This is a genomic window from Micrococcus cohnii (genome assembly GCF_014205175.1).
Lineage (GTDB): Bacteria > Actinomycetota > Actinomycetes > Actinomycetales > Micrococcaceae > Micrococcus > Micrococcus cohnii.
This window is the reverse complement of record NZ_JACHNA010000001.1, coordinates 1906989-1932222: the sequence shown is the minus strand read 5'-3', so window position 1 is coordinate 1932222 and position 25234 is coordinate 1906989. Positions and strand designations below refer to the sequence as shown.

Below are 25234 nucleotides of genomic sequence, written 5' to 3'. Positions count from 1 at the left end.
ATCGACCACAGGAGTGACCATGGCCGGAGAGACCGTCATCACCATCGTCGGCAACCTCACCGCCGACCCGGAACTGCGCTTCACCCCGAACGGGGCGGCCGTCGCGAACTTCACCGTCGCGTCGACGCCGCGCACGTTCGACCGCCAGAACAACGAGTGGAAGGACGGGGAGACCCTGTTCCTGCGCTGCTCGATCTGGCGCGAGGCCGCAGAGAACGTGGCGGAGTCCCTGACCAAGGGCATGCGCGTGGTCGCACAGGGCCGGTTGAAGTCGCGTTCCTACGAGGACCGCGAGGGCAACAAGCGCACCAGCTGGGAGATGGACGTCGACGAGGTCGGCCCCTCCATGCGCTACGCCACCGCCAAGGTGACGCGCACCCAGCGCGGCGGAGGCGGCGGCTTCGGCGGTCAGCAGGGCGGTGGCGGCTTCGGCGGCCCCCAGTCCGGCGGTCCGCAGGGCGGCGGCTTCGGCGGCGGTCAGCCCGGTGGCGGGTTCGGCGCACCCCAGCAGGGGGGCGGCTGGAACCAGCCGCAGCAGGGCGGCGGCAACGCGGCCCCGGCCGATCCGTGGTCGGGCAGCGGCGGCGGCTGGGACACCCCGGCCTCCAACGAGCCGCCGTTCTGATCCCGAGAGGGATCAGGCGCACCGCGTTTCACTCAGGACATCCACGTCCGGGCGTCATCCCGGAGAGTCGGCCGCACGGCCGGCCCGCACCGCGCGGCGGCCCCGTCGCCGCGCACCGCGTCCGCCCCGCCGGGGCCGGGCGCATCCCATCCCGCAGAACCGTTCTGCGGGCTCCAGAGGCATCAAGGAGCACCACGATGGCAAAGGCTGAAATCCGCAAGCCCAAACCAAAGTCCAACCCGCTGAAGGCCGCCGGCGTCACCGTCGTCGACTACAAGGACACCGCGCTGCTGCGCAAGTTCATCTCGGACCGCGGCAAGATCCGTGCGCGCCGTGTGACCGGCGTGACTGTCCAGGAGCAGCGCAAGATCGCTCAGGCCATCAAGAACGCTCGCGAGGTGGCCCTGCTGCCGTACGCCGGCGCTGGCCGCGGCTGATCGAGCGAGTCGAGGAAGGAAGACACCGATGGCAAAGCTCATCCTGACCCAGGAAGTGACCGGTCTCGGCACTGCCGGTGACGTGGTCGAGGTCAAGAACGGTTACGCACGCAACTACCTGCTGCCCCGCGGTTTCGCGACCGTGTGGACGCAGGGCGGCGAGAAGCAGATCGAGCAGCTCAAGGCCGCTCGTGCCGCCCGGGCCGTGGCGAACCTCGAGGAGGCGCAGGCTCTCGCGGCCACGCTGCAGGGCCAGACCGTGCGCCTCGAGCGCACCGCCGGCTCCGAGGGCCGCCTGTTCGGCGCCGTGAAGCCCGCCGACGTGGCCGAGGCCGTCGAGGCCGCCGGCCTCGGCAGCATCGACAAGCGCTCGATCACCCTGCCGCAGCACATCAAGGCCGTGGGCCACCACACCGCCCAGGTCCGCCTGCACGAGGACGTCGTCGCCGACGTCGAACTGCAGGTCGTCGCCGCGAAGGGCTCGAAGAAGAAGTGATTGCTCGCTTCTGAGCCTTCACCGCGTGTGAGGCCACCCCAGGGGCCCCGCATCGTCGTCATGACGATTGCGGGGCCCCTGTTGTATGCGGGGCTTCTGCATTGCTCTCCCGGGTGCACCGCGCTCGGCCTCCGCGTCCTCGTCGCGGGCGGTGATCGGTGTGGTCGGGGCGGGACAGGACTCATTCCGGTGACGCCGGTGTGGGCCAGGTCGGCGACACGCCGCGCTGAGCGGGCGGGAGTGCCCGGTGGTGTTGCGTCAACTCGTTCGTCCCCAGATCGTCGTGACTTCTCCACAGATGTTGTCCACAGCTGGGGATGTTGTGGACATCCGTGTGGACAGTGGGCTTTTACCAGCCGAATCCCCCTCGGTCAACGCGGCTTCAAGCGCTGGTTGAGGCGATCGAAACTCACAGGAATCCACCGATTCCCACAGGTGTGATTCTGCATCACTGCAGGTCAGAGCGATGTTTCCGCGCGGACCCCAGACCTGCCCACAGGGTTGTCCCCAGTCGATCCCCGCGACACGCCGCGCAGTCCACAGCACATCCACACTGCCTGTGGATAACTCGCTTGTGAGGCCCCTCGAGGCTGTGTACTGTCCCCACTATCCCCACGTGGTAGAGCGGGTATTGGCCGGTCGGTGACCACCATGAAGGCCGGCGCCCATCCGCCGTGGAGAGACCGGGGCCTCGCCGTGCTGCGACCTGCATGACGGCGCGGCGGGCCGCCCCGGCCACGTGGGTGTCCCGAGGGCCATGTCGGCACCGTCGTGGGCACCTCGGTGCCTCACGGTGACGGCCCGCCCCCATCCGAGAAGAGCGCGACGAGGAGATCCCTGGACGATGGCTGACGAGTACGGGGATCAGGGCGACTACGGGCGCGGCGGCTACGACGAGTCGAGCGGCTTCGAGCGCGGCGTGATGCCCCCGCAGGACCTCGAGGCGGAACGCTCGGTGCTCGGCGGGATGATGCTCTCGAAGGACGCGATCGCGGACGTCGTGGAGCTGCTGCGCGGGCACGACTTCTACCGGCCCAGCCACGAGATGATCTACGAGGCCATCACGGACCTCTACGGCCGGGGGGAGCCGGCCGACGCCGTCACCGTCTCGGACCTGCTGCAGAAACGCCAGGAGCTCAGCCGCGTCGGCGGGCCGGGCGTGCTGCACGAGCTGATCCAGTCCGTCCCGACGGCGGCCAACGCGAGCTTCTACGCGCAGATCGTGGCGGAGAAGGCCGTGCTGCGTCGTCTGGTGGGGGCGGGCACGAAGATCACGCAGCTGGGCTACAAGGGTGACGGCGAGGTCGAGGAGATCGTCAACGAGGCCCAGTCGGAGATCTACAAGGTCGCGGAGAACCGGCAGGCCGAGGACTATGTGCAGCTGGCCGACATCATGGAGCACACGGTCGACGAGATCGAGGCGGCCGGCAACCGCGACGGCACACTGACGGGCGTGCCGACGGGCTTCTACGAGTTCGACGACCTGACGCAGGGCCTGCATGGCGGGCAGATGATCGTGATCGCGGCGCGCCCGGCGGTCGGCAAGTCGACGCTCGCGCTGGACTTCGCCCGGTCGGCCGCGCTGCACAACAACATGACGACGGTGTTCTTCTCGCTCGAGATGGGCAAGAACGAGATCGCGATGAAGCTACTCTCGGCCGAGGCGACGATCTCGATGACGGACCTGAAGAAAGGAACGATCCGCGACGACCAGTGGTCGAAGATCGCGGCGACCGTCGGACGGCTGAACGATGCGCCGTTCTTCATCGACGACTCCCCGAACATGTCGATGATGGAGATCCGCGCGAAGTGCCGGCGGCTCAAGCAGAAGAACAACCTGAAGATGGTGGTGCTCGACTACCTGCAGCTGATGAGCTCGGGCAAGAAGGTGGAGAGCCGCCAGCAGGAGGTCGCGGAGTTCTCGCGCGCGCTCAAACTGCTCGCGAAGGAGCTCGAGGTGCCGGTGATCGCGCTGTCCCAGCTGAACCGCGGCTCGGAGCAGCGCACGGACAAGCGGCCGCAGATCTCGGACCTGCGCGAGTCCGGCTCGATCGAGCAGGACGCGGACCTGGTGATCCTGCTGCACCGCGAGGACGTGTACGACAAGGAGTCCCCGCGTGCGGGCGAGGCCGACATGATCATCGCCAAGCACCGTGGCGGCCCGACGAAGACCCTGGCGGTCGGGTTCCAGGGGCACTACTCGAGGTTCAACAACCTCGCTGATGATGGTGGGGGTGGGGGGTTCTGAGGCCCGCCCGCTCAGTGAGCAAGTGTCGAGATGCAGCGAAGATTGCACAAACGCGCGAATATGCTGCATACCGCCGCTGTCGAGATGCAGCGAAGATTGCACAAACGCGCCAATATGCTGCATACCCGCCTCGGCGCCTGAAGGCTTGACACCTGTCACGCTGTCGAGATGCAGCGAAGATTTCACAAACGCGCAAATATGTTTCATACGACCACGAGCCACTTAGGTATTGACAGTTGAACCCTGTCCGGGTGCAGCTCGTGGTTCTCCAGTCAGCCCGTGTGCGACGCTGACGCCATGAACCAGCCCTCCATGGCCACCCTGTCTTCGGGAAAAATCACCCTGCGTGACGCCCGTCGCGGGACCACACGGGATGTGGAACTGGAGCCCTTCGAGATGGCCGTGCACCCCCTCCGTGACCGGAGCACCGGACGCCCGCTCACGCCTCTGACATGGTTCGAGACCATCAACCTCTGCAACGAGCTATCCAATGCTGAAGAGCTGCAGCCGGCCTACACGCATGCTGGGGACGGACGCTCCGTCACCTGGAACACGAGCGCTGACGGGTACCGATTGCCCACCGAGGCCGAGTGGGAGTACGCCTGCCGCGCCGGAACGACCTCGCCCACCTACGGGCCGCTTGAAGACATCGCCTGGACCAGCCTCGACCACCTTGAGGGCCCCCAGCCCGTCGGCATGAAGAAAGCCAACCCGCACGGTCTGCACGACATGCTCGGCAACATCTGGGAATGGTGCTGGGACTACGCCGATCCCGCCCGCTACGGCGACTACCGCAGTCTGCGCGGGGGTGGCTGGGCGGATGAACCCTGGAGCGTGCGCGCCTCAGTGCGCCGGGGCAGCGCCCCGGACGCCGTCCTGGAGGACGTGGGACTCCGCCTGGCCCGGGGTCTGGTCGGCAGCCCGGGACAAGCTCAGGGCTGGTCCCATGAGGCAGACAGGCAACGAGCCGCCATCTGCGGGCCGCTTCCCGTGGGGTGGACACCCTTGCGGGAGATCTTCGCCTGAGAAGGGAACCGCCCAGCCTCATTCGGCGGAACGGAGCCGATCCGTCGGCAACGACAACATCACCGTCGCGGTGAGATCCGGCGCCTTGGCCACCGCCCTGTCATCGAGCCGCGGCGCCACTGTGACGGCCTCTCGTGAGAACTCCTGGATGCCCACGGGCACCCATGCGTCACCCTCGGTGCGAAGCAGCCACTGTTCGCCCAACGCCTGCAAACCGACGGTGTCAAGCAGTTCTTCGGCCTCGGTCGACTCCATGGGTTCACCGCATCGCCGACGCAGGAGGTCGTAGGGGATGAAGAGGCCTTCGTCGGTCATCTCGATGTACCCGACGTGCTCGCGGTCATCAGCGCGGAGGTGATCTAAAACAGTGGTCACGGTGACAGCCTAGAGTTGTCGACTCGATACCCCAGCCTGCTCCCCGCCCCAGCACGGCAGGGGCGTCCGGCCAGGCTCCCTCACACACCGGATCCCGCCCCCTCTCCGAACGGTTCACGGCGAGTCGCGTGCAGTCTTTGCTGCATCTCGACAACCCCGAGGGTGACGACGTCCTCCACGGGATCGGCCCGGCCACTGACTGTCCCCGTGCTGCTGCGCCCGCGCGCCTTCACCAGGGTCACCGTCAGAGACCCCTGCCTGGGGTCTCCGGCACCGCGCTTCCCGAGCGTTGACCCCACTCACTGACGGGTCTGGGCGCGAGTCGGTTTCGTACCAGTCTTCGCTGCCTTCGTCGATGCGGCAAGGCAGTCCACGGTTCTGATGAGCCGAGGGGTCACTACTCTCCGACGCGCAGCGCCAGAACCCAGCGGATCGCCCCGCAGCATCGGTGCACCACAAGGCACACCTCGGACGCTCCAACCATTGTTTGCAGCACTTGCGCAATGCAGCTCACACGATCGCCTCCCTCCTTGCGGAATACCTGACATGGGTATACGTTTGACTAGTACACGTACCCGGTAGGGGTACTCCCGACGTACAACCCGACATACAAGGAGGACACCTGATGGCTTCGAACGATTACCAGGTGACGGGCATGACCTGCGGCCACTGCGAGATGTCGATCCGCGAGGAGGTCAGCGAGATCCCCGGCGTCCAGGACATCCAAGTCAGCGCGCAGACCGGCAAGCTCAACGTCACCGCCGAGGGCGAGATCGACGACGCCAAGGTCCTCGCGGCGGTCGAGGAGGCCGGCTACTCGGCGGTGCGCGTCTGATGAAGGCCGGAGGACGGCTCGCGCTCTACGGGGCCGGGTTGGTGGTGGCGTTCGGCGGGGCCTTCGGCCTCGCCGGCGCCGTCATTCCCGATAGCTTCGCAGCAGCATGGGCAGAAGGAAGCGGCGTGAACGCACACGGTGAAGGGCACGGCGACGCTGCGCAGGAAACCGCGGAGCCCGCTCTGAACGGGGTCTCCGCAAGCGCGGACGGCTTCGTGCTCTCTCCGGTCCAGGCCCCCACGGCCGCAGGCGAGGATGGAGACCTGAGCTTCCAGATCCTCGACGAGTCCGGCGAACCGGTGACCGAATACACCACCGCGCACGAGAAGGACCTGCACCTGATCGCCGTGCGCACCGACGGCGCCGGCTTCCAGCACGTGCACCCCGAACTCGACACGAGCACAGGCACCTGGTCGGTGCCGTGGACCTGGGACGAGGCGGGCACCTACCGCGTGTACGCCGACTTCACACCCGCGGGCGAGGAAGCCGAAGGCATCACTCTCACCCGCGCAATCGAGGTCGCGGGCGACTTCACCCCTGTCGAGACCGAGGCGCAGCCCACCGACGAGGTCGACGGATACACCGTCTCCCTCAACGGCGACCTCACTGCGGGCACCTCAAGCGAGCTCACCATCTCGGTCGAGCGTGACGGTCAGCCGGTGACCACGCTGGAGCCTTACCTGGGCGCGTTCGGCCACTTAGTGGCGCTGCGCGAGGGTGACCTCGCCTACCTGCACGTCCACGCCGAGGGCGACCAGCCCCAGGCCGGGGACACGGCCGGACCCGACATCGGATTCGCAGCGGAGGCCCCGACCGCCGACCGTTACCTGCTCTACCTGGACTTCCAGGTCGACGGGCAGGTGCACACCGCCGAGTTCGTGATCGACGCCGAGCATGGTGACGGCACGAAGACAGACGATTCGCATTCCGACGGCCACTGACCCGCAGGGCCCGGCGTCGCACGAGAGCTGAGAAAGAAGGAAGAGGATGAGCACATCAGCGCCCCCAACGGGTGGGCCGGACATCGAGTTGGAGATCGGCGGGATGACCTGCGCCTCCTGCGCGAACCGGATCGAGAAGAAGCTGAACAAGCTCGATGGCGTCGCGGCCACCGTCAACTACGCCACTGAGAAGGCTAAGGTCACCGTGCCTGCCGGCTACGATCCGTCACTGCTGGTCGCCGAGGTCGAGAAGACCGGGTACACGGCCGCACTGCCCAAGCCCAAGGACACTACGGCGAACACGTCGGAGACCGAGGCCGGGGAGGAGGAAGACAGTGAGCTCACCTCGCTGCGGCATCGGCTGATCGGCGCGATCGTGCTCACTGTTCCCGTAATCGCGATGGCGATGATCCCCGCGCTGCAGTTCACGTATTGGCAGTGGGCCTCACTCGCCCTGGCCGCACCGGTGATCATCTGGGGAGCTTGGCCGTTCCACAAGGCGGCGTGGACAAACCTCAAGCACGGTGCGGCGACGATGGACACGCTCATCTCGATGGGCACCTCCGTCGCACTGCTCTGGTCGCTCTACGCGCTCTTCCTCGGCACTGCCGGCACTCCCGGCATGACGCACCCCTTCGAGTTCACGATCGCTCCGTCGGATGGCGCGGCGAACATCTACCTCGAAGTCGGCGCGGGCGTGACGATGTTCATCCTCGCCGGCCGCTACTTCGAGAAGCGATCCAAGCGCCAGGCCGGGGCCGCGCTGCGCGCCCTCCTGGAGCTGGGCGCGAAGGAAGTCGCCGTACTCCGCGACGGCGTAGAGGTGAAGATCCCCACCTCTGAGCTGGCGGTCGGCGACGAGTTCATCGTCCGTCCAGGCGAGAAGATCGCCACCGACGGTCTCGTGACCTCCGGCTCCTCCGCGGTGGACGCCTCGATGCTCACCGGCGAGTCCGTGCCGGTCGAGGTCCGCGAGGGCGACTCGGTCACCGGTGCCACCGTCAACGCCGGCGGCCGCCTGGTCGTGCGGGCGACTCGTGTGGGTTCGGACACACAGCTCGCACAGATGGCGAAGCTCGTCGAGGACGCGCAGACCGGCAAGGCCGAGGTGCAGCGTCTGGCCGATCGCATCTCCGGCATCTTCGTGCCGATCGTCATCGTCGTCGCGTTCATCACCCTCGGCGCCTGGCTGGGAGGCGGGTTCCCCGTCGCCGCCGCGTTCACCGCAGCGGTCGCCGTGCTCGTCATCGCCTGCCCCTGCGCGCTGGGTCTGGCAACCCCGACCGCGCTGCTCGTCGGCACCGGGCGCGGTGCGCAGATGGGCGTCCTCATCAAGGGTCCGGAGGTGCTGGAGTCCACTCGCAAGGTCGACACCGTCGTGCTCGATAAGACCGGCACCGTCACCAGCGGCAAGATGACTCTGACCGACGTGATCACTGAGCCCGGTGTGGATCGTGCGGAGCTGCTGCGTTTCGCCGGTGCACTGGAAGACTCTTCCGAGCATCCGATTGCGCAGGCGATCGCCAAGGGCGCGACCCAGGAAGTCGGCCAGCTGCCTACTCCAGAGGACTTCGCCAATGTCGAGGGCAAGGGCGTGCAGGGCATCGTCGAGGAGACCCCGGTCGTCGTCGGCCGCGAGTCTCTGCTGGCGGACTGGTCGCAGAAGCTCTCTCCGGAGGTCGCACAGGCGAAGGCCCAGGCCGAGGGCGAGGGCAAGACGGTCGTCGCGATCGGCTGGGACGGTGCTGCGCGTGGCATCCTGGTCGTCGCCGACACCGTCAAGCCCACGAGCGCCGAGGCGATCCGCGGGCTCAAGGAGATCGGCCTGACCCCGGTGCTGCTCACCGGTGACAACGAGGCCGTGGCCCGCCAGATCGCGTCCGAGGTCGGCATCGACGAGGTCATCGCCGAAGTGCTACCCAAGGACAAGGTCGACGTCGTCACCCGCCTCCAGGAAGAGGGCAAGATCGTCGCGATGGTCGGCGACGGCGTCAACGACGCCCCCGCGCTCGCGCAGGCCGACCTGGGCCTCGCGATGGGCACCGGCACGGACGTCGCGATCGAGGCCTCCGACATCACGCTCGTGCGCGGTGACCTGCGGGCCGCCGTCGACGCGATCCGCCTGTCCAGGAAGACCCTGTCGACGATCAAGACCAACCTGTTCTGGGCATTCGCTTACAACACCGCCGCGATCCCGGTCGCTGCGCTCGGCATGCTCAACCCCATGCTCGCAGGTGCGGCGATGGCGTTCTCCAGCGTCTTCGTCGTCGGCAACAGCCTCCGCCTGCGCGGGTTCACGAGCGTCGCCTCGAAGTGACGTACGAGAACCCACCCATCCACACGAATCCAATAACGAAGGAACACCAGAGAATGAGCAGCTGCTGCAGCACGAACGAGACCAACCCGGCCGTGGAGAACGGTGGACGCGAGAACCTTCTTGGCGGGGGCGCCGATGACATGACTACCTGCCCGGTCATGGTCGGCACCCCGGTCAGCAAGAAGACCGCCGAGGCCGCCGGCCTCTACCGCGACTTCGAGGATGAGCGCTACTACTTCTGCTGCGCTGGCTGTGGGCCCGCGTTCGATTCGGACCCAGCCAAGTACGCCGCCAACATGGCGTAATCCACCAGCGTGCGGGGTGCCGCGGCACCGCTGCGGCACCCCGCCACCTGATCGGAGCGAGCCGACATGACCACTACGACTCCCACCACCGAAACCCATCTCGACACCTGCCCCGCAGGAGGCGACGGCGACGCGTCCGTCCACGGATACATCAGCGATAAGACGAAGTACCGCAATCGCCTGCGCCGCCTGGAAGGCCAAATCCGCGGCATCGATCGGATGGTCGACGAGGACCGCTACTGCATCGACATCCTCACCCAGATCTCCGCAGTCACCAGGGCACTCGAAAACGTCGCCCTCGGCCTGCTCGACGATCACCTCAAGCATTGCGTCCTCGACGCCGCACTCGCCGGCGGACCAGTCAGCGAGCAGAGGCTCGGCGAGGCGTCCGAGGCCATCGCCCGCCTCGTGCGCTCCTGACGCCGGCGCATCAGTTCGATCACGACCAGCATCCAGGAGTTCTTCTATGACCCCACAGCACGTCCTCATCCTCGGATCGGGAGCAGCCGGGGCCGCAGCCGCCCGCACTCTCGCCTCACGCGACGATGTCCGGGTGACGCTGGTGACCCGCACCGGGGAGACGCCCTATACGCGGATGCTCATCAAGGGAATCGCGTTCGGTCAGACACCGCCGGAGATGATCAAGCTCCCGCTGCCTCAGATCGAGGTCATCGCCGACACCGTGCTTAAAGTCGATACCTCGGCGAAGCAGGCCCAGTTGACCTCCGGCGCACAAGTCTCCTACGACGCGCTCATCGTCGCGACCGGGAGCATGCCCCGCTCCCTGCCCGCTGACGTGTTCGGCGGCGACGACGCCGGACAAGGGCGGGTCACCGCTCTTCACTCCGTGGGGGATGCCCTGGGCATCCGAAAGCTGCTGACCGGACTGGGGCGACCCGCGCGGGTAGCGATCTACGGCGGTGGAATCATCGCAGCCGAGACGGCCTCGTCTCTGCAAGCCGACGGACACATGGTCACGCTGGTCTCCCGCAGTTCAGTTCCCGGCGTCGGAGCGTTTGGGGCGCCCGTGGCTGAGCGCCTCGCCGCCGACCATGCCGCCAAGGTGCAGGCCCGATTCGGTCGCACTCTCCAGCATGTCGACGAAACAGAATCCGGTGTCACCATCACCCTCAACGACGGAAATCCCGTCGTGGCTGACTTCCTTCTCCTCGCGCTCGGCACGACGCCCGCAGCCCCGTCACCGTGGACGAACGGTATCGACGTCGACGATCACCTCCGCGCCGCGGCAGACCACGTCTACGCAGCCGGAGGCGTGGCCACGCACCACGACGAAGCACTGGACGCCTGGCGCATCGACCATTGGGAAGACGCCGCCGCACAGGGTGCGCATGCCGCGCGGGCCGCATTGCACGACCTCGGCGTTAGCGACGATCCGGGCGCCTACCTGCCACGCAGCCCTTACATGGCAATGGTCTACGGTCAGATGATCTCCGGAGTCGGGTACACAGCCGGCGCAGACGCCCACCTGGAAGCGGGTGAGGAGTTCATCGTCCGCCACGAGATCGACGGCATCGTCGTCGGCGTCACTGGCATCGACGCAGTCGGCACCGTCTACCAGTGGGGGCAGCAGCTCCACGGCGTGCGGGCATAGGCAATGGCGGGAGACTGTATTAGGCAGATCCCACGGTGGGGCTTCGTGCTCTCGCTGGCAGCGACCATTCTCATGATGGCCGCTGCCAGCGCGCCGTCCTTGTTCTATCCCCAGATCGCCGAACGGCTCGGACTCATCCCCGTCGCCACCACACTCGTGTTCGCGGTCTACACCTTCACCCTCCTGGCCGCGCTGCTCTACCTCGGACCACTCTCCGACCACGTCGGCCGACGTCCGGTCGTGGCCGCCGGTTCTTTGGCGCTGGCGCTGAGCGTGGCCATGTTCTGGTTCGCCGGTAGCCTCGCGGCGCTCCTGGTCGCCCGAGCCTTGCAAGGGCTCGCAGCGGGTCTGCTGATCCCGGCGCTGTCGGCGATGATGATCGACTTCGAGTCCCCGTCACATCGGAACATCGCAGCCCTGTGGAACACGATCGGCCCGATGATTGGCCTTGGGGCCGGGGCTCTCGGTGCTGCACTTCTCCTCGATCTCACCTCCGAACCGACAACTGCCGTCTTCGGGTCGCTCGTGCTTGCCTTCCTCATCGTGGCAACGGTCGTGTGGAGCACACCGGAACTGGTCCCGAAGACCCAGATACGACGTGGCGACCTCCGTCCGCGGTTCACCGTGCCACCGCACCTACGCCGCATGTTCACCGTCGGAGTGCCCGTGATCATCGCCGGGTGGGCGACCAACGGACTCTTCCTTGCGCTCGGAGCCGACCTCGTCGGCAGTGAGCTTGGGGGCTCCACGCACACCCAAGCTGGGATCGTCCTCTTCGCACTGGCGATCTCCGGAGTCACCGCCTCCTCCGTCCTACAGCGGCGTTCCGCCCGCACCATCAGCCTGTATGCGACCAGTGCCCTGGCGTTCGGCACCGCAGTGAGCATCGGCGCCCTCGCACTCGGTTCCTACCCAGCCTATGTCGCCTCGGTCGCGATCGTCGGTTCCGGGTTCGGCACAGCGTTCCTCGGGGTACTGCGCACACTCATGCCCCACACGGCATCGTCGGAACGCGCCGCCGTGATGGCTGTGATCTACACAGTTGCCTACCTGGCATTCGGCGTGCCCACCATCGTCGCCGGATTGCTCGTGCCGGTGCTCACCCTGTCGAGGACGATGACGATCCTCGGTGCGATCATCATCGCCCTCAGCCTCGTCGCCACCGTCCTGCGCCTGCGCATCCCGCACCCGGCCGCAGGCCCGGCAGAGGCTGACGACTTCCCCGAGCCTCCCACCGGCTCTCACCGCCGATCCGCACCCGACCGAGAGGAGCAGCCATGACCTACGTGATCGCGCTTCCCTGCGTGGACGTCAAGGACCGCGCCTGCATCGACGAATGTCCTGTCGACTGCATCTACGAGGGCGAACGCTCGCTCTACATCCACCCCGACGAATGCGTCGACTGCGGAGCCTGCGAACCGGTCTGCCCCGTCGAGGCCATCTACTACGAAGACGACCTGCCCGACGAATGGTCTGACTACTCCAAGGCCAACGTCGAGTTCTTCGACGAGTTGGGTTCTCCCGGAGGAGCCGCGAAGACCGGACCGACGGGCTTCGACCATCCCCTCATCGCCGCATTGCCCATCCAACACGAGCAGACCCTCTGAGAAGGGGTTTCCGATTGATCCATACCGACACAACACACAAGTCTTGACTAGTACCCCCTAGGGGTATAGGGTAGGCATATTGATGAAAGGAAATGACATGCAGAGGAGACTGCGAACAGGACTGGCAGCGGGAGCCCTCGGAGTGGCGCTCGTGCTCGCCGGTTGCGCCAGCGGAGCAGACGACAACCAGCAGACCGACCCCTCGGCTACTGAGGAGCATCAGGGCCACGGCGGCAACAACGCAGAAAGCGGTGATGAAGAGATGGAGCACCCGATGGACGGCGGACCGGCACCCGAGGGTATCGCCGAAGCCAGTGAGCCCACCTACCCTGTCGGTACCGAGGTGCAGCTCACGGCCGACCACATGGAAGGCATGGAAGGGGCTACAGCAACGATTTCCGGCGCATTCGACACGTACACGTACTCCGTGAACTACACGCCCGCAGGTGGCGGCGACCCCGTCACTGATCACAAGTGGGTCGTGCAGGAAGAAATTGAGGATGCCGGCGACGCGCGCCTGGCCGACGGCACAGAGGTGACTCTGCTCGCCGAGCACATGGAAGGCATGGAAGGCGTAAAGGCCATCATTGCTTCGTCCACCGATGAGACGGTCTACATGGTCGACTACGAGACGGACGGCATGAAGATGACGAACCACAAGTGGGTCGTCGAGAGCGAGATCCAACCAGCGTCCTGAGCCGACGTTCGCTTGCCCGGCCACCGGGTGAGCGGCAATCGGCCTGGCTCGATGACGGAGGAGAGGAATCATGACGGACCCGAACTCACAACAGCATCACGGTCACGAAACCGATACACCCGCCCACGGCGAGCATCACCACGGGTCTGTGTCCGCGCACGCCTCGGCGGATGCGCACGGCACGCGCGAGGGTCAGCACACCGGGCATCAGGGCCACGCCATGGACCACGGGCAGCACTCAGGCCACACGGGCCTCGACGAGCACGGCGGCCACGATGAGCATGCCCAGCACGGTGGGTACGGAGATCACAGCGGCCATGGCGGGCACGGGGACCACGTTGGCCAGTTCCGCCGACTGTTTTGGATCAACCTCGTCATCGCCATCCCCGCGGTCGCCCTCTCACCGATGTTCGCCATGCTGCTGGGCTACGAGGTCCCCGGCTGGGCGGGCTGGGTCGCCGCGGCACTGGGCACCGTCATGTACGTCTGGGGCGGCAGGCCCTTCCTCACCGGTGCCGTCAGCGAGTTGAAGTCCCGCAAGCCCGGGATGATGCTGCTCATCGCTCTGGCGATCACGGTGGCCTTCTTCGCTTCCTGGGCCGCCACGCTCGGGCTCGTCCATCATGAGCTCGAATTCTGGTGGGAACTGGCGCTGCTGATCGTAATCATGCTGCTGGGCCATTGGATCGAGATGCGCTCCCTGGCCCAGACCACCTCGGCGCTCGACTCGTTGGCGGCACTGCTGCCAGACGAGGCCGAGCGCGTCGAGGGCGAGAACGTCGTCAAGGTGGCCCCAGCCGACCTCGACGTGGGCGACGTGGTCCTCGTGCGCCCCGGCGGCAGCGTCCCGGCTGACGGAACCATCGTCGACGGCCGCGCCGAGATGGACGAGTCCATGATCACCGGCGAGTCCCGCCCGGTCTCTCGCGGCGAGGGCCAGACCGTCACCGCCGGCACCGTCGCCACCGACTCCGGCCTGCGGGTGGAGATCACCGCCACCGGTGACGACACCGCCCTGGCCGGCATCAACCGGCTCGTCGCCGAGGCGCAGAACTCATCCTCCCGCGCCCAGCGGATCGCCGACAAGGCCGCGGCCTGGCTGTTCTGGTTCGCTCTTGGCGCGGCGCTGGTCACTGCGGTCGTCTGGACGCTCATCGGCATGCCCGACGAGGCCGTCGTGCGCACCATCACCGTGCTCGTCATCGCCTGCCCCCACGCCCTCGGCCTGGCGATCCCGCTGGTCGTCTCCATCGCCACCGAGCGAGCCGCCCGCGGCGGCGTCCTAGTGAAGGACCGCCTGGCGCTGGAGTCCATGCGGCAGGTCGACGCGGTCCTGTTCGACAAGACCGGCACGCTGACCAAGGGCGAGCCCACCGTCACCGGCGTCGAGCCGACCGGCGAACTCGACGCCGACCAGGTCCTCGCCCTCGCTGCCTCGGCCGAGGCCGACAGCGAGCACCCGCTCGCCAAGGCCATCGTCACCGCCGCCAAGGACAAGGGTTTTGCCCTCCAGCAGGCCAGCGGCTTCTCATCCTCGCCCGCCGTCGGCGTCACTGCGACCGTCTCCGGCCAGGAGGTCCGCGTCGGCGGGCCCCGGCTGCTCGAGGAGACCGGTCAGCACGAGGTCGGCACGGCCGAGGCATGGCGCTCCGAGGGCGCGATCATTCTGCACGTTCTCCGCGGCGGCCAGGTGGTCGGCGGGCTGAGGCTCGCCGACGAGGTCCGGCCAGAATCCCGCTACGCCGTCGACGCCCTCCACGCCCTCGGCGTCGAGGTCGTCATGATCACCGGCGATGCCGAGGCGGTCGCGAACGAGGTCGGCAAGGAGCTCGGCATCGACCGCGTCTTCGCCGGCGTGCGCCCGGAGGACAAGTCCGCGAAGGTCTCCCAGCTGCAGGAAGAGGGCAAGAGGGTCGCGATGGTCGGCGACGGCGTCAACGACGCCCCGGCTCTGGCGCAGGCCGATGTCGGCATCGCGATCGGCGCTGGCACCGATGTCGCCATCGCCTCGGCCGGGGTGATCCTGGCCAGTTCCGACCCACGCAGCGTGCTCTCGATCATCCAGCTGTCGCGACGCGCATACGGCAAGATGAAGCAGAACCTGTGGTGGGCCGCCGGCTACAACCTTCTTTCGGTGCCGTTGGCGGCCGGTATCCTCGCACCGGTGGGACTCGTCCTGCCAATGTCGATCGGCGCGATCCTGATGTCAGCCTCCACCGTGGTTGTCGCGCTCAACGCCCAGCTGCTGCGGCGCATCGACCTTACACCCGAAGCTAGCACGCGTTCCGTCCTGGAGCGCCAGAAGTAAGGACATGCCCATGTCTGTCGATAACGATTCCCACCAGCACGGCTACATCAGCGACAAGGAGCGCTATCTCGGCCGCATGAAGCGCATCGAAGGACAGGCGCGTGGGATCGCGAAGATGATCGATGAGGAGAAGTACTGCATCGACATCCTCACCCAGGTCTCCGCCCTGACCCGTGCCCTCCAGGGGGTCGCGACTGGTCTGCTCGACGACCATCTCAAGCACTGCGTGCTTGATGCCGCCAAGCTCAGCGACGAGGCGGCCGTCGAGAAGATCCAGGAAGCCACCGACGCCATCAACCGGCTCGTTCGCTCCTGAACCCGGCCCCTGACCACCGCGTTCCAGGACACGGCGGGCACAAACCCTCAGGATGCCAGCGCGCTTGATCCTCGCCGACGCGCCGCCCGCCCGCGACGCGCTCACCTTCGCTCAGCGGGCCGCGCAGGCCGGTGCCCATGGCGTGCGCTTGCAGGCCGCAGCCGCGCTAACGCCCCGTGGCCCGCTCGACCGCACTCCTACGATCCTCGTCCTTCGCACGCTCCGCTCCGACCCCGAGCTGCAGTGCGACGTCACCGTCGACACCCTGACCGCGACCGCCGACCCCCTGACCCTGGCGCTGCCGGAGACCGCGCTGGCACCCGCCTGGACCAGCGTCGAACCCCCGCAACACGGGTGGAGACTTATTGCCGATGTGACCAGCCTGACGCTGATGCGCAGCGCCCGTGCCGGCATCGAGGCCGTCGCCCAAGCACTTCCCGACAAACCCGGCGACGATGTCGTCCGCAAGATCCGGGGCACGGTCTGGGGCACCCCGGACACGGCACTCGCATCGCTGCCACAAGGCGTTGCGTTCGCCGCCTACGTCTTCGGGTTCCTCAGCCGAGGAAACGGGGCCACGATCTCAACCGCCGGCCGTTGGACGCGGTTGACCCTCCCGACTGGACACGTGCTCCTGCGCGGACCCGTCGCCTCTGGCCTCACCCCGATCCGCCGCACCCGGCCACGCGTCTCCAAGTCCGTCACATCGATTGAATAACCCTTGATACCCTATAGGGGTATAGGGTAGTATTAATGACTATGAAAGAGGTTGAGCACGCGCACGCCACGTATGACACACCGCATCTGAATGCGGCGGTCGGAGTCTTCGCGTTGCTGGCGAATCTGGTGAGTGTGAAGATGATCCTCGCCATTCGCGACATCGAGGTCTCTGCCAATCATCTGGCGGACATCGTCGACCTTCCCGTCGACCAGACCTCCCACGAGCTTCACCGCCTGGAGTCGGCCGGGATCGTGAGTCGGCAGCGACGCGAGTCCCGCGACTTCTACCTATTGAACGGTGTGCATGCCGGGGCGCTGGCTGAGGCTGCGATCTTCCATGCCGAACATCAGCAGCAGGAACGCACTCGTGCAGGTTCTCCCACCTCGAACTTGCGACCGAACTGACAGAGGAGGCATCATGCCCCGTTTTTCCCGATTAACCCCTGAGACCGCAGTGGGGGCCTCACGAGACTTGCTCGGCGATCTCGTCGAGCGGCACGGCCAGGTCGGAGACATGGTCTCGACGATGGCGCACTCCCCGGCGGTGCTCGGCGGTTATCTCGACCTGAGCAAAGCCATGCGTCGCGCCAAGCTCGACCGTAAAGTCAGCGAGCTCGTTTCGATCGCCGTGCAGTCGAAGCAGGGATGCGGAATGTGCCTGGCCTCGCACATCAGCGCGGCACGATCGCTCGGGGTCAGCGATGACGAGATCGCACTCGCCCAGCAGGGTACGGCGATGACCAGCCCGGTCGCGGCGATGATCGCGCTCGGCCTCCAGGTCTACCGTGAGCCTACGTCGATCACCGACGAGCAGATTGACGAGCTTCGGGGATACGGGTACAGCGACCGTGAGATCTCTGATGTCGTCGGGGTCGTGTCGCTGAACATTCTCACCGGCGCCTTCAACCTGGTTGCTGGCCTCACGCCGGGCGACTGACTTCGCCGGCGACTTGGTGCCTTGGCCGAGAGGATAGGCAGCGGCCTGCAAAACCGTTTACACGGGTTCGAATCCCGTAGGCACCTCCACTTCCCGCTGAGCCCAATAGGACACACGTCGCAGGAGGCGAGTGATGGAGAGCCAGCACATCTCCAACGGGGACATGACACGCGCCGCGCGCATCCTCGTGAAGGTGAGCGCCCAATATATCGCCCGCGAAGCCAACGTGACCAAGGAAGAGTTGCGCGACTTCGAGAAGGGGCGACACGACTTGTCGGAGAAGAAGCAGGAGCGTGTGCGGGCCGCCCTCGAAGAATTGGGGGCAGAGTTTCTGCCTGACGGACCCAACGGCGGCTACGGCATCCGTCTGAAGTTCGGCCGTTCCAGGATCTACTCACTTGAACGTTGCGAGGGCGAGGGCGGGCCGCGGCTCACAACAGAGTCTGATCGTCGGACCCAGGCCCATGTGCCCTTCTCGGAACCGGATTCAAACCTGCCTTTTCACCTGGAAGATCGCACCACGGCCTCACTGCGCATCCTGGTGCCGTTGCGCCTGGGCCGGCTTTGGCCGTCACACCTTGCCTCTGTTCCAGGAATGGAAGCGCGGGCACGCTGAGCTCATCGAATACAGTCGCCCGACGGACCCGATCTGGGCGCTGCGCGACGGGGGCGATCGATGCCGCACTCATCCGCTCTTCTCCACCCAAACGTGCCATTGGTCCGGGTTTGGAGCGGTTACCGCTGTTCACCGAACGCCTGGTTGTATCGGTGACGAGCAGCGACTCCCGTGCCCGGCAGGAGTCGGTGACCCTAGCCGATCTCGCTGACGGGCCGGTGGCGGTCTGCGCGACCGCTCCGACGGCCACCGGGGAGCTGTGGAGTACGACTGCTCACATGCCGCGCACGATCTCGGTGGCGAACACGGGCGAGTGGTTAACCCGCATCGCTGTCGGCGACGCCATCGGCATCACTGCAGAGGCGACAACGCACAATCACCGCGCGCCGGAGGTGGTCTATCTGCCCATCGAGGATGCCCCACCGGTGACCGTGGCGCTGACCTGGCCAGGGCAGAGGAGGAGCCACCCGCAGGTGGGGGTCGTCGCCACCTGCGCACAGGACTACTTCACCCGACTCATCGACATCGGCTCCCCACCCCGCCTGCTCTCCACCGGGGCCGATGGTCAGCTGGCGTAGCTTCCCACTGCAGCTATGCGACCGACCATCCCCCAGGTAGCCCATCCTCGGGTGCGACGGGACCCCTGAGCTTCATTCCGCGTCGGAGCGACATATCACACTCGACAATATCGCTCTAGAGCGATATGATCGGCTTATGGCGATGATTCAAGAGAAGGGGGCAACCCTCGACGAAGTGGCGACGGTAGCGTACGCCCACCTGTTCCAGGCATTTGCGGAGCCGACGAGGTTAGCGATCGTGCAGCACCTCGCCTCCGGGGAGCACCGGGTCCGGGACCTGGTCGAGCACATGGGCCTGGCCCAGTCCACGGTGAGCAAGCATGTCGGCTTCCTCGTCGAGTGCGGCCTGGCGACGATGCGCCCGGAAGGGCGCTCCACCTGGTACTCGCTGGCACAGTCCGAGCTCCTGCGTACCCTCATCGCCGCTGCCGAACGCCTCCTCGATGCCACCGGCACGCAGGCCCTGCTCTGCACGCACCTGCGACTCCCACATACCCACCACGCGTCAGATACGGACAAGAAGTAGACATGGGCGCAGGACACAATCACGGCCCCGCCGCCAGCGAGACCGGTCACCCCGGAGATTTCCGCAAGAAACTCTGGATCGCATTCTCGATCACCGCGACGATCGTCGTTGCCCAGGCCATGGGCTCGGTCATCACCGGCAGCCTCGCATTGCTGACCGACACCGCCCATGCCATTACCGATGCGTCCGGCCTGCTGGTCGCACTGATCGCCGCGACGCTGATGCTCAAGCCCGCCAACTCCAAGCGCACCTGGGGGTTCCGGCGTATTGAAGTGATCGCAGCCCTCGGACAGTCGGCACTGCTGCTGGCGGTGGGCACCTACGCCGCCATCGAAGGCATCCGGCGACTGTTCGAGCCGCCGGAGGTGCCCGCAAGCGAACTGCTGATATTCGGCATCATCGGCCTGGTCGCGAACATCATCGCCATCACCATCCTCGCCTCCAGCCGCGGCTCGAACTTCAACATGCGTGCCGCGTTCCTCGAAGTTCTCAATGATGCCCTCGGGTCGCTCGGAGTGATCATCGCGGCGATCGTCATCGCCACGACCGGGTTCATGCAGGCCGATGCCATCGCCGGACTGCTTATCGCCGCATTGATCGTGCCTCGCGCGTTCAAGCTCATGCGCGAGACCACTGGCGTCCTTATGGAGTTCACTCCCAAGGGCCTCGACCTCGACAAGGTGCGTTCGCACATCCTCGAACTTGACCATGTCAAAGATGTCCATGACCTGCACGCCTCCACTGTGGCGACCGGCCTGCCGATCCTGACCGCCCACGTCGTCGTCGAGGACGAGTGTTTCACCGACGGTCGTGCCGCGCAGACGCTCCACGAGATCAAAGATTGCGTCGCAGGACACTTCGAGGTCTCCATCCATCACTCGACCTTCCAGATCGAGACCGAGCACATTGCCGAACATGAACCGGAAATCAGCAAGCACGACTGAACGCAGTGCCCCTCCCGGGCTCGTTCCGGGCGGGGGCGCTTCCGCGTCACGCAGGTAGGCACTACCCCTATGGGGTAGTAAGGCCAATTGGCGCCACGGGCAGACACGGGAAGGAATCCCATGAAAAACTTCAGGCCATTCCCGAAGTACGGCGGAACGAAAACCGCTGCAATCACCGTCGTGGTCGGTGCTTTCCTGCTCACCGGATGCACGGCCGCCAACGACTCATCCTCAGCCTCCCGGCACTAACGATCAGCTGTCACCAGTTCCTGCTTCACGCCCGCCAGCTGTTTCTCAACTGCTGACCTTTGCCTCGCAGCACGCTTCAGCACAGATTCGCAAGGCTGCACGCGAGAGCATCCCCGACTGATAGCCCGCCGTCGACCACGAGAGGTGACTCCTCTGCACCCGGTGCCTGAGGCGGAAGTCGAGCGGCAGGTGGCACGGCCTCAGAATCGCCTTCCCGGCATGAGCGCACTGTCAGGCGCGCGCCTGGGACATGTCCGCGACGCAGCGGTCAGGGTGGTCGGCTAGATGTACTGACCCTGGGCGTTGATGACTCTCTCGGCGGCCGAGGGGTACATTTCACAGACCCCGCTGAAGGTTTTGCTCCGAGAAGGGTTCACCGCGTGTCGTGTGAAATCTTCGCTGCATCTCTACACCTGAGCGGCGCCCTCCCGGCTCGCTGGCGCTTCCAGAGGAGCGAGTCCATCAGCTGTGCGCAGCCTGCCGGTGAAGAGCGCGAGGATGGGTTATATGGCTGACCATTCCTTCGCGCTCGTGGCGGCGTCCTACGTCCTCCTGCTTCGGGGGCCCGAGGTGCTCCTGCAACGTCGCCAGAAGACCGGGTACATGGACGGGTTCTGGGTTGCGGGTGCAGCTGGCCACGTCGAGCCGGGGGAGACGGCCCGGCATGCCGCGATCCGGGAAGCACGGGAGGAGCTAGGCGTGAACATTGCCTCCGCTGGCCTCGAGCTGGTCACGGTCATGCAGCGCACGGACGGCGTCGGGTTGACGCGTGAGCAGCGTGTGGACTGGTTCTGGACCTGCAAAGAGTGGATGGGGGAGCCGCGGATCTGCGAGCCGGAGAAGACCTCCGATCTGAGATGGTTCCCGCTCACCGACCTGCCCGATCTTGTGCCGGCCTATGAACGGATCGTCCTTGCAGGCCTTCGCGACCGCTCGCTCCCGATGGACACGGCTTACGGGTTCACGAACTGAACCGGCCGGTGACGGGCGCACCGTTGCACGCCCATGCCACCGAAGGGTGCAGGATGACCCCCTATGAAAACGCCCTGGGCCACGGACGTCGCTCTGAACCTGAGCCGACTCATGGAGAAGACCTGGACACTGCAGAAGTTCGCTCCCGGTGAGGATGGCGATGCCAACCCGGTGCTGACCGACCGGCGCAACGTCGTCGTCGTGGCCGACGAAGCGCATCGAAGCCAGTATGGCTTCGGAGAGACGCTGGATCGTCACGGACGCTTGCGCTTGGGCTTGGCGAAGCACATGCGCGACGCCCTGCCCGGTGCCACCTATCTCGGCTTCACCGGTACACCGATCGAATCGAACGACAAGTCCACGCGCTCAGTGTTCGGTGACTGCGTCGACGTCTACGACCTCACTCGCGCGGTCGAGGACGGTGCGACCGTCAAGATCTTCTACGAATCGCGTCTGGCGAAGATCGATCTGTCCGACGACGACCTTGCCGCGCTCGACGAGCTGGCGGACGAGATCACTGAGACCGTCGAGGAGGACGCGGCCACGGCAGCGAAGTCCCGCTGGTCGCGCCTGGAAGCCATCGTCGGCGCTGACTCGCGCCTAGCCCTCATTGCCCGGGACATTGTCGAGCACTGGGAGAAGCGGCGTGAGGCGCTGTTCGGTAAGGGCATGATCGTCACGATGAGCCGCCGCATCGCGGTGCGCCTCTACGCGAAGATCATCGCGCTCCGCCCCGACTGGCACTCAGACGATCCGGCGAAGGGCAAGGTCAAGGTCGTCATGACCGGCTCGGCTGCCGGCCCGGCCGAGTTCCAACCACACATCCACTCCAAGGACGTCCGCAATGACCTCAAACTCCGGGCGAAGAACCCCGACGACGAGCTCGAACTCGTCATCGTCCGAGACATGTGGCTGACCGGCTTCGATGCGCCGAGCATGCACATGATGTACGTCGACAAGACCATGCAGGGCGCAGGGCTCATGCAGGCCATCGCCCGCGTGAACCGCACCTTCCGAGACAAGCCCGGCGGGCTCATCGTCGACTACATCGGCGTGTTCGCGAACCTCCAGGCGGCGCTCCAGGAGTACTCGCCCTCCGGCCGTGACCAGGCCGGCTTGCCCATCGACGAGATGGTCGCCGTCATGCTGGAGAAGCACGACATCATCCGGGGACTACTGCACGGCGTCGACTACGACTCTTCGCCGTCACTCACCGCCTCCCAGCGCTTGGCGGAGTACGCCAAGGTGCTCGACTTCGTCATGGCCGACCCTGACCGGACGAAGCGCTTCAACGACCAGGTGCTGGCGCTGGCGAAGGCATTCGCGCTGGCTGGGGCGCGTGACGAGGCTGCGGCGATCCGTAACGATGTGCGCCTGTTTACCGACGTGCGGGCGGCCATCCTCAAGATCCAGAACCCCGACTCGGGGCGTGGCGGATCCGGTGCGGTCGAGATTGACACTGCGCTCGGGCAGCTGCTCAACGAGGCGGTCGCCGCCGACCAGGTCGTCGACATCTACAAGCTGGCTGGTGTTGATACACCCGAGCTGTCGATCCTGAGCGACGAGTTCCTCGACTCTCTCGCGGAGAAGGACAAGCCGAACCTTCAGATGGGGCTGCTGCGGCGCCTGCTCAACGACCAGATCCGTACCGTGCAGCGCACCAACCTTGTGCAGGCACGGAAGTTCTCCGAACTGCCCGATGAGGCGATCAACAGGTACACGAACCGGTCGCTGACGACGGCGGAGATCGTCGCGGAACTGGTGAACCTCGCCAAGCAGATGCGTGACGACCAGCAGCGCCACGACGCGCTGGGGCTTCGCGAGGATGAGGTCGCGTTCTACGACGCCATCGTGCAGAACGATGCCGCCGTACTCGAGCTTGGCGACGAGGTACTCAAGGAGATCGCCCAGAAGCTTGTCAAGGCCGTGCGGGAGTCCGCCACCATCGACTAGAGTCTCAAGGACTCCGTCCGCGCCACCATGCGCTCCAAGGTGCGTCGCCTGCTGGCACGCTACGACTACCCGCCTGATGCTGAGGCGAAAGCCATCGAACTGGTACTCGAGCAGGCGGAGCTGTTCGCTAAGGGGGGAGGTCGACTGATGCCTGAGCTGGACATCACTCGCGCGCCGCGAGGCGTTCTGGCGGCACAGGGGCTTGTCGCTGCTGTCGCAGAGCAAGGTGATATGGCCGAGCGTCACTACCTCGAGCTCAAGAGCACGCTTGATCTTTCGACGAAGAAGGACAAGGAGAAGATTGCCAAGTTCATCCTCGGCGCGGCAAATCGTATGCCGGACGTGGCAGCCGCGGCTTTCGAGGGGTACGGCGTCATGATCATCGGTGTGGCACAGGGTGCTATCACCGGCATCCCGGCCGTCGAGATGATGGAGATCTCGAAGGTGATCCAGAGGTACGTCGGCGCAGCCGGCCCTCGCTGGGACATCGTGTGGGTGCCGGTAGAGGGATCGACAAACCAAGTGCTTGTGATCATCGTGGATCCGCCAAAGCTTGGACAGGCACCCTTCCCTTGCCGCGCGAGTGGTGACTCGCTCACAGACGGCCGCATCTACATACGCGCTGATGGCGAGACGCGGGAGGCGAACTCTGAGGAGCTCGATCTTCTGATTCAGCGTGGCTCAGCAGGAGCACAAGTCGAAGTTGACTTCGCAGTTGAGGTACTCGGTGAGATTGCGTCCGTAACTGTTGACGAGGAAAGCGCCGTCGACGAGTACCTGAGCAAAATGCGTGCGCGTCTCATCGATGCGATGCCGAGACCTGAACCGCGATCGACGGATGCGGCTTCTCTGAGAGCGGGTCTCGCTGGACTATCTGCGTACAAGGCCGCGCTCGATGGCTTGTCACCAGTAGTGAATGCCCTGATGGAACCTGAGCAACGTTCCGAGGAGGAGTACCTCGAGTCGATCGACCGTTGGGAGTCGAGGTTCCGTGCGGCATGGAAAGCGGCGCTCCCCAAGATCGCAGCAAGCCAGCTTCGCCCAGCCATCGTCCGGATCACGAACCGAACGACGACGTTCTTCCACGATGTCGAGGTGAACATTCATCTCGAAGGGGACATCTTTGCGTTCGACTACAGCGAACCCGAGTGGGCGGACGACTTCTCGGACCTCGAGCTGCCTTATCCGCCGCGCAAGTGGGGGCCGACGCAGCGCTCACTTGACATCCCAAACTACGCGAACTTGGGCCAGCTCTACACACCGAGTGCGACGCAATACGCCCCGCCCTCGATTAGCTACAAGAACGGCGGCTCGGTCGACCTCAACCTGGATGTGGGCGAGCTACGGCCGCGCAGAGCATATGAGTCCGAAGATGAGGAGATCGTGCTGGTTGTCGCCGATCGTTCGCTTACGTCGATTCGCGGCACCTGGGAGCTCACCGCTCGCGACCACAACGATGTTTACACAGGAGAGATCGACGTGGCCGTGGCGGGGAATCGCGACTTGACGGCTGTCGCACGTCAGATCTTGGCTCTGGAGGAGGCTGTCGAGTGAGGTCACGCTCCACTCGCTGGAAGCGACAGCGATCGCTCAG

At 65.9% G+C, this 25234-nt stretch carries 26 protein-coding genes, 1 tRNA gene and 1 pseudogene; 27 read left to right on the top strand and 1 reads right to left on the bottom strand.

Features of this window, described 5'->3' with window-relative positions; translation table 11 throughout:
• Nucleotides 1-19 precede the first annotated feature (19 nt).
• The 5 genes from HDA30_RS08800 to HDA30_RS08780 all read left to right on the top strand — a co-directional run bounded on the left by HDA30_RS08800 (nt 20) and on the right by HDA30_RS08780 (nt 4832).
• Nucleotides 20-625 carry a single-stranded DNA-binding protein gene (locus HDA30_RS08800; protein ID WP_158496872.1) on the top strand — a complete coding sequence of 202 codons (606 nt, stop codon included), beginning with the start codon at nt 20-22 and terminating at the stop codon, nt 623-625.
• Between the two features lie 197 nt (nt 626-822).
• Nucleotides 823-1062, top strand: coding sequence for a 30S ribosomal protein S18 (gene rpsR, locus HDA30_RS08795; protein WP_158496871.1), 240 nt, complete (start codon nt 823-825; stop codon nt 1060-1062).
• 28 nt (nt 1063-1090) lie between these two features.
• Nucleotides 1091-1558, top strand: a complete 468-nt coding sequence (gene rplI, locus HDA30_RS08790) for a 50S ribosomal protein L9 (RefSeq protein ID WP_158496870.1) — start codon at nt 1091-1093, stop codon at nt 1556-1558.
• 844 nt (nt 1559-2402) lie between these two features.
• Nucleotides 2403-3806: a replicative DNA helicase gene (dnaB, locus tag HDA30_RS08785; protein WP_158496869.1), complete on the top strand. Its 1404-nt coding sequence runs from the start codon at nt 2403-2405 to the stop codon at nt 3804-3806.
• Nucleotides 3807-4103: 297 nt separating this feature from the next.
• Nucleotides 4104-4832 carry a formylglycine-generating enzyme family protein gene (locus HDA30_RS08780; RefSeq protein ID WP_223246359.1) on the top strand — a complete coding sequence of 243 codons (729 nt, stop codon included), beginning with the start codon at nt 4104-4106 and terminating at the stop codon, nt 4830-4832.
• 18 nt (nt 4833-4850) lie between these two features.
• Here the strand turns inward: HDA30_RS08780 and HDA30_RS08775 are convergent, their stop codons facing one another.
• Nucleotides 4851-5147, bottom strand: coding sequence for a serine/threonine protein phosphatase (locus tag HDA30_RS08775; protein WP_158492407.1), 297 nt, complete (start codon nt 5145-5147; stop codon nt 4851-4853).
• Nucleotides 5148-5832: 685 nt separating this feature from the next.
• Here HDA30_RS08775 and HDA30_RS08770 point away from each other — a divergent pair.
• From HDA30_RS08770 to HDA30_RS08665, 22 genes and pseudogenes are all read left to right on the top strand, one after another.
• Complete coding sequence (locus HDA30_RS08770; RefSeq protein ID WP_006213359.1) at nt 5833-6042, top strand: heavy-metal-associated domain-containing protein; 210 nt, start codon at nt 5833-5835, stop codon at nt 6040-6042.
• 125 nt (nt 6043-6167) lie between these two features.
• Nucleotides 6168-6983, top strand: a complete 816-nt coding sequence (locus tag HDA30_RS08765) for a hypothetical protein (RefSeq protein WP_081304908.1) — start codon at nt 6168-6170, stop codon at nt 6981-6983.
• A 46-nt stretch (nt 6984-7029) separates the two neighbouring features.
• Complete coding sequence (locus tag HDA30_RS08760) at nt 7030-9300, top strand: heavy metal translocating P-type ATPase (RefSeq protein WP_184241853.1); 2271 nt, start codon at nt 7030-7032, stop codon at nt 9298-9300.
• A 53-nt stretch (nt 9301-9353) separates the two neighbouring features.
• The gene (locus tag HDA30_RS08755) at nt 9354-9605 is read left to right on the top strand and encodes a YHS domain-containing protein (protein WP_006213356.1); all 252 of its coding nucleotides are present in this window, start codon (nt 9354-9356) and stop codon (nt 9603-9605) included.
• Between the two features lie 66 nt (nt 9606-9671).
• Nucleotides 9672-10025, top strand: a complete 354-nt coding sequence (locus HDA30_RS08750) for a metal-sensitive transcriptional regulator (protein WP_006214162.1) — start codon at nt 9672-9674, stop codon at nt 10023-10025.
• 46 nt (nt 10026-10071) lie between these two features.
• Nucleotides 10072-11217, top strand: a complete 1146-nt coding sequence (locus HDA30_RS08745) for an FAD-dependent oxidoreductase (protein WP_088477534.1) — start codon at nt 10072-10074, stop codon at nt 11215-11217.
• Between the two features lie 3 nt (nt 11218-11220).
• Complete coding sequence (locus HDA30_RS08740; RefSeq protein ID WP_221419067.1) at nt 11221-12498, top strand: MFS transporter; 1278 nt, start codon at nt 11221-11223, stop codon at nt 12496-12498.
• The gene (gene fdxA / locus HDA30_RS08735) at nt 12495-12824 is read left to right on the top strand and encodes a ferredoxin (protein WP_088477532.1); all 330 of its coding nucleotides are present in this window, start codon (nt 12495-12497) and stop codon (nt 12822-12824) included. The genes HDA30_RS08740 and fdxA overlap by 4 nt, the downstream gene beginning before the upstream one ends.
• Before the next feature lie 97 nt (nt 12825-12921).
• Nucleotides 12922-13521 (top strand): YdhK family protein, encoded by a 600-nt coding sequence (locus HDA30_RS08730; protein WP_088477531.1) that lies wholly within the window; start codon nt 12922-12924, stop codon nt 13519-13521.
• 70 nt (nt 13522-13591) lie between these two features.
• On the top strand, nt 13592-15829 hold the full coding sequence (locus HDA30_RS08725; protein ID WP_180971855.1) for a heavy metal translocating P-type ATPase: 2238 nt from the start codon (nt 13592-13594) through the stop codon (nt 15827-15829).
• 10 nt (nt 15830-15839) lie between these two features.
• On the top strand, nt 15840-16145 hold the full coding sequence (locus HDA30_RS08720) for a metal-sensitive transcriptional regulator (RefSeq protein WP_088477530.1): 306 nt from the start codon (nt 15840-15842) through the stop codon (nt 16143-16145).
• 52 nt (nt 16146-16197) lie between these two features.
• Nucleotides 16198-16863 (top strand): DUF8185 domain-containing protein, encoded by a 666-nt coding sequence (locus HDA30_RS08715; protein WP_088477529.1) that lies wholly within the window; start codon nt 16198-16200, stop codon nt 16861-16863.
• A gap of 35 nt (nt 16864-16898) precedes the next feature.
• Nucleotides 16899-17270 (top strand): ArsR/SmtB family transcription factor, encoded by a 372-nt coding sequence (locus HDA30_RS08710; RefSeq protein ID WP_102708274.1) that lies wholly within the window; start codon nt 16899-16901, stop codon nt 17268-17270.
• Nucleotides 17271-17283: 13 nt separating this feature from the next.
• Nucleotides 17284-17802, top strand: coding sequence for a carboxymuconolactone decarboxylase family protein (locus tag HDA30_RS08705; RefSeq protein WP_088477527.1), 519 nt, complete (start codon nt 17284-17286; stop codon nt 17800-17802).
• Between the two features lie 15 nt (nt 17803-17817).
• Nucleotides 17818-17891, top strand: a tRNA-Cys gene (locus HDA30_RS08700).
• Between the two features lie 44 nt (nt 17892-17935).
• Nucleotides 17936-18418, top strand: coding sequence for a hypothetical protein (locus HDA30_RS08695; protein WP_180971856.1), 483 nt, complete (start codon nt 17936-17938; stop codon nt 18416-18418).
• Nucleotides 18367-18996 carry a LysR substrate-binding domain-containing protein gene (locus HDA30_RS08690; RefSeq protein ID WP_088477526.1) on the top strand — a complete coding sequence of 210 codons (630 nt, stop codon included), beginning with the start codon at nt 18367-18369 and terminating at the stop codon, nt 18994-18996. The genes HDA30_RS08695 and HDA30_RS08690 overlap by 52 nt, the downstream gene beginning before the upstream one ends.
• A 142-nt stretch (nt 18997-19138) precedes the next feature.
• A complete protein-coding gene (locus HDA30_RS08685; protein WP_246418733.1) occupies nt 19139-19522 on the top strand; it encodes an ArsR/SmtB family transcription factor in 384 nt (127 codons plus the stop codon).
• Nucleotides 19523-19524: 2 nt separating this feature from the next.
• Complete coding sequence (locus tag HDA30_RS08680) at nt 19525-20466, top strand: cation diffusion facilitator family transporter (RefSeq protein ID WP_088477524.1); 942 nt, start codon at nt 19525-19527, stop codon at nt 20464-20466.
• A gap of 756 nt (nt 20467-21222) precedes the next feature.
• Nucleotides 21223-21687 (top strand): NUDIX hydrolase, encoded by a 465-nt coding sequence (locus HDA30_RS08675; RefSeq protein ID WP_102708823.1) that lies wholly within the window; start codon nt 21223-21225, stop codon nt 21685-21687.
• A gap of 123 nt (nt 21688-21810) precedes the next feature.
• A pseudogene (locus tag HDA30_RS08670) lies at nt 21811-23778 on the top strand (type I restriction endonuclease subunit R); the annotation flags it as partial.
• 9 nt (nt 23779-23787) lie between these two features.
• A complete protein-coding gene (locus tag HDA30_RS08665) occupies nt 23788-25194 on the top strand; it encodes an RNA-binding domain-containing protein (RefSeq protein ID WP_102708825.1) in 1407 nt (468 codons plus the stop codon).
• The last annotated feature ends 40 nt before the right edge of the window (nt 25195-25234 follow it).

Bases quoted from the DNA above. Each gene is read 5' to 3' on its own strand.
- HDA30_RS08800 (WP_158496872.1), top strand. From the start codon at position 20: ATGGCCGGAGAGACCGTCATCACCATCGTCGGCAACCTCACCGCCGAC.
- rpsR (WP_158496871.1), top strand. From the start codon at position 823: ATGGCAAAGGCTGAAATCCGCAAGCCCAAACCAAAGTCCAACCCGCTG.
- rplI (WP_158496870.1), top strand. From the start codon at position 1,091: ATGGCAAAGCTCATCCTGACCCAGGAAGTGACCGGTCTCGGCACTGCC.
- dnaB (WP_158496869.1), top strand. From the start codon at position 2,403: ATGGCTGACGAGTACGGGGATCAGGGCGACTACGGGCGCGGCGGCTAC.
- HDA30_RS08780 (WP_223246359.1), top strand. From the start codon at position 4,104: ATGAACCAGCCCTCCATGGCCACCCTGTCTTCGGGAAAAATCACCCTG.
- HDA30_RS08775 (WP_158492407.1), bottom strand. From the start codon at position 5,147: ATGACCGACGAAGGCCTCTTCATCCCCTACGACCTCCTGCGTCGGCGA.
- HDA30_RS08770 (WP_006213359.1), top strand. From the start codon at position 5,833: ATGGCTTCGAACGATTACCAGGTGACGGGCATGACCTGCGGCCACTGC.
- HDA30_RS08760 (WP_184241853.1), top strand. From the start codon at position 7,030: ATGAGCACATCAGCGCCCCCAACGGGTGGGCCGGACATCGAGTTGGAG.
- HDA30_RS08755 (WP_006213356.1), top strand. From the start codon at position 9,354: ATGAGCAGCTGCTGCAGCACGAACGAGACCAACCCGGCCGTGGAGAAC.
- HDA30_RS08750 (WP_006214162.1), top strand. From the start codon at position 9,672: ATGACCACTACGACTCCCACCACCGAAACCCATCTCGACACCTGCCCC.
- HDA30_RS08745 (WP_088477534.1), top strand. From the start codon at position 10,072: ATGACCCCACAGCACGTCCTCATCCTCGGATCGGGAGCAGCCGGGGCC.
- HDA30_RS08740 (WP_221419067.1), top strand. From the start codon at position 11,221: ATGGCGGGAGACTGTATTAGGCAGATCCCACGGTGGGGCTTCGTGCTC.
- fdxA (WP_088477532.1), top strand. From the start codon at position 12,495: ATGACCTACGTGATCGCGCTTCCCTGCGTGGACGTCAAGGACCGCGCC.
- HDA30_RS08730 (WP_088477531.1), top strand. From the start codon at position 12,922: ATGCAGAGGAGACTGCGAACAGGACTGGCAGCGGGAGCCCTCGGAGTG.
- HDA30_RS08725 (WP_180971855.1), top strand. From the start codon at position 13,592: ATGACGGACCCGAACTCACAACAGCATCACGGTCACGAAACCGATACA.
- HDA30_RS08720 (WP_088477530.1), top strand. From the start codon at position 15,840: ATGTCTGTCGATAACGATTCCCACCAGCACGGCTACATCAGCGACAAG.
- HDA30_RS08715 (WP_088477529.1), top strand. From the start codon at position 16,198: ATGCCAGCGCGCTTGATCCTCGCCGACGCGCCGCCCGCCCGCGACGCG.
- HDA30_RS08710 (WP_102708274.1), top strand. From the start codon at position 16,899: ATGACTATGAAAGAGGTTGAGCACGCGCACGCCACGTATGACACACCG.
- HDA30_RS08705 (WP_088477527.1), top strand. From the start codon at position 17,284: ATGCCCCGTTTTTCCCGATTAACCCCTGAGACCGCAGTGGGGGCCTCA.
- HDA30_RS08695 (WP_180971856.1), top strand. From the start codon at position 17,936: ATGGAGAGCCAGCACATCTCCAACGGGGACATGACACGCGCCGCGCGC.
- HDA30_RS08685 (WP_246418733.1), top strand. From the start codon at position 19,139: ATGATTCAAGAGAAGGGGGCAACCCTCGACGAAGTGGCGACGGTAGCG.
- HDA30_RS08680 (WP_088477524.1), top strand. From the start codon at position 19,525: ATGGGCGCAGGACACAATCACGGCCCCGCCGCCAGCGAGACCGGTCAC.
- HDA30_RS08675 (WP_102708823.1), top strand. From the start codon at position 21,223: ATGGCTGACCATTCCTTCGCGCTCGTGGCGGCGTCCTACGTCCTCCTG.
- HDA30_RS08665 (WP_102708825.1), top strand. From the start codon at position 23,788: ATGCCTGAGCTGGACATCACTCGCGCGCCGCGAGGCGTTCTGGCGGCA.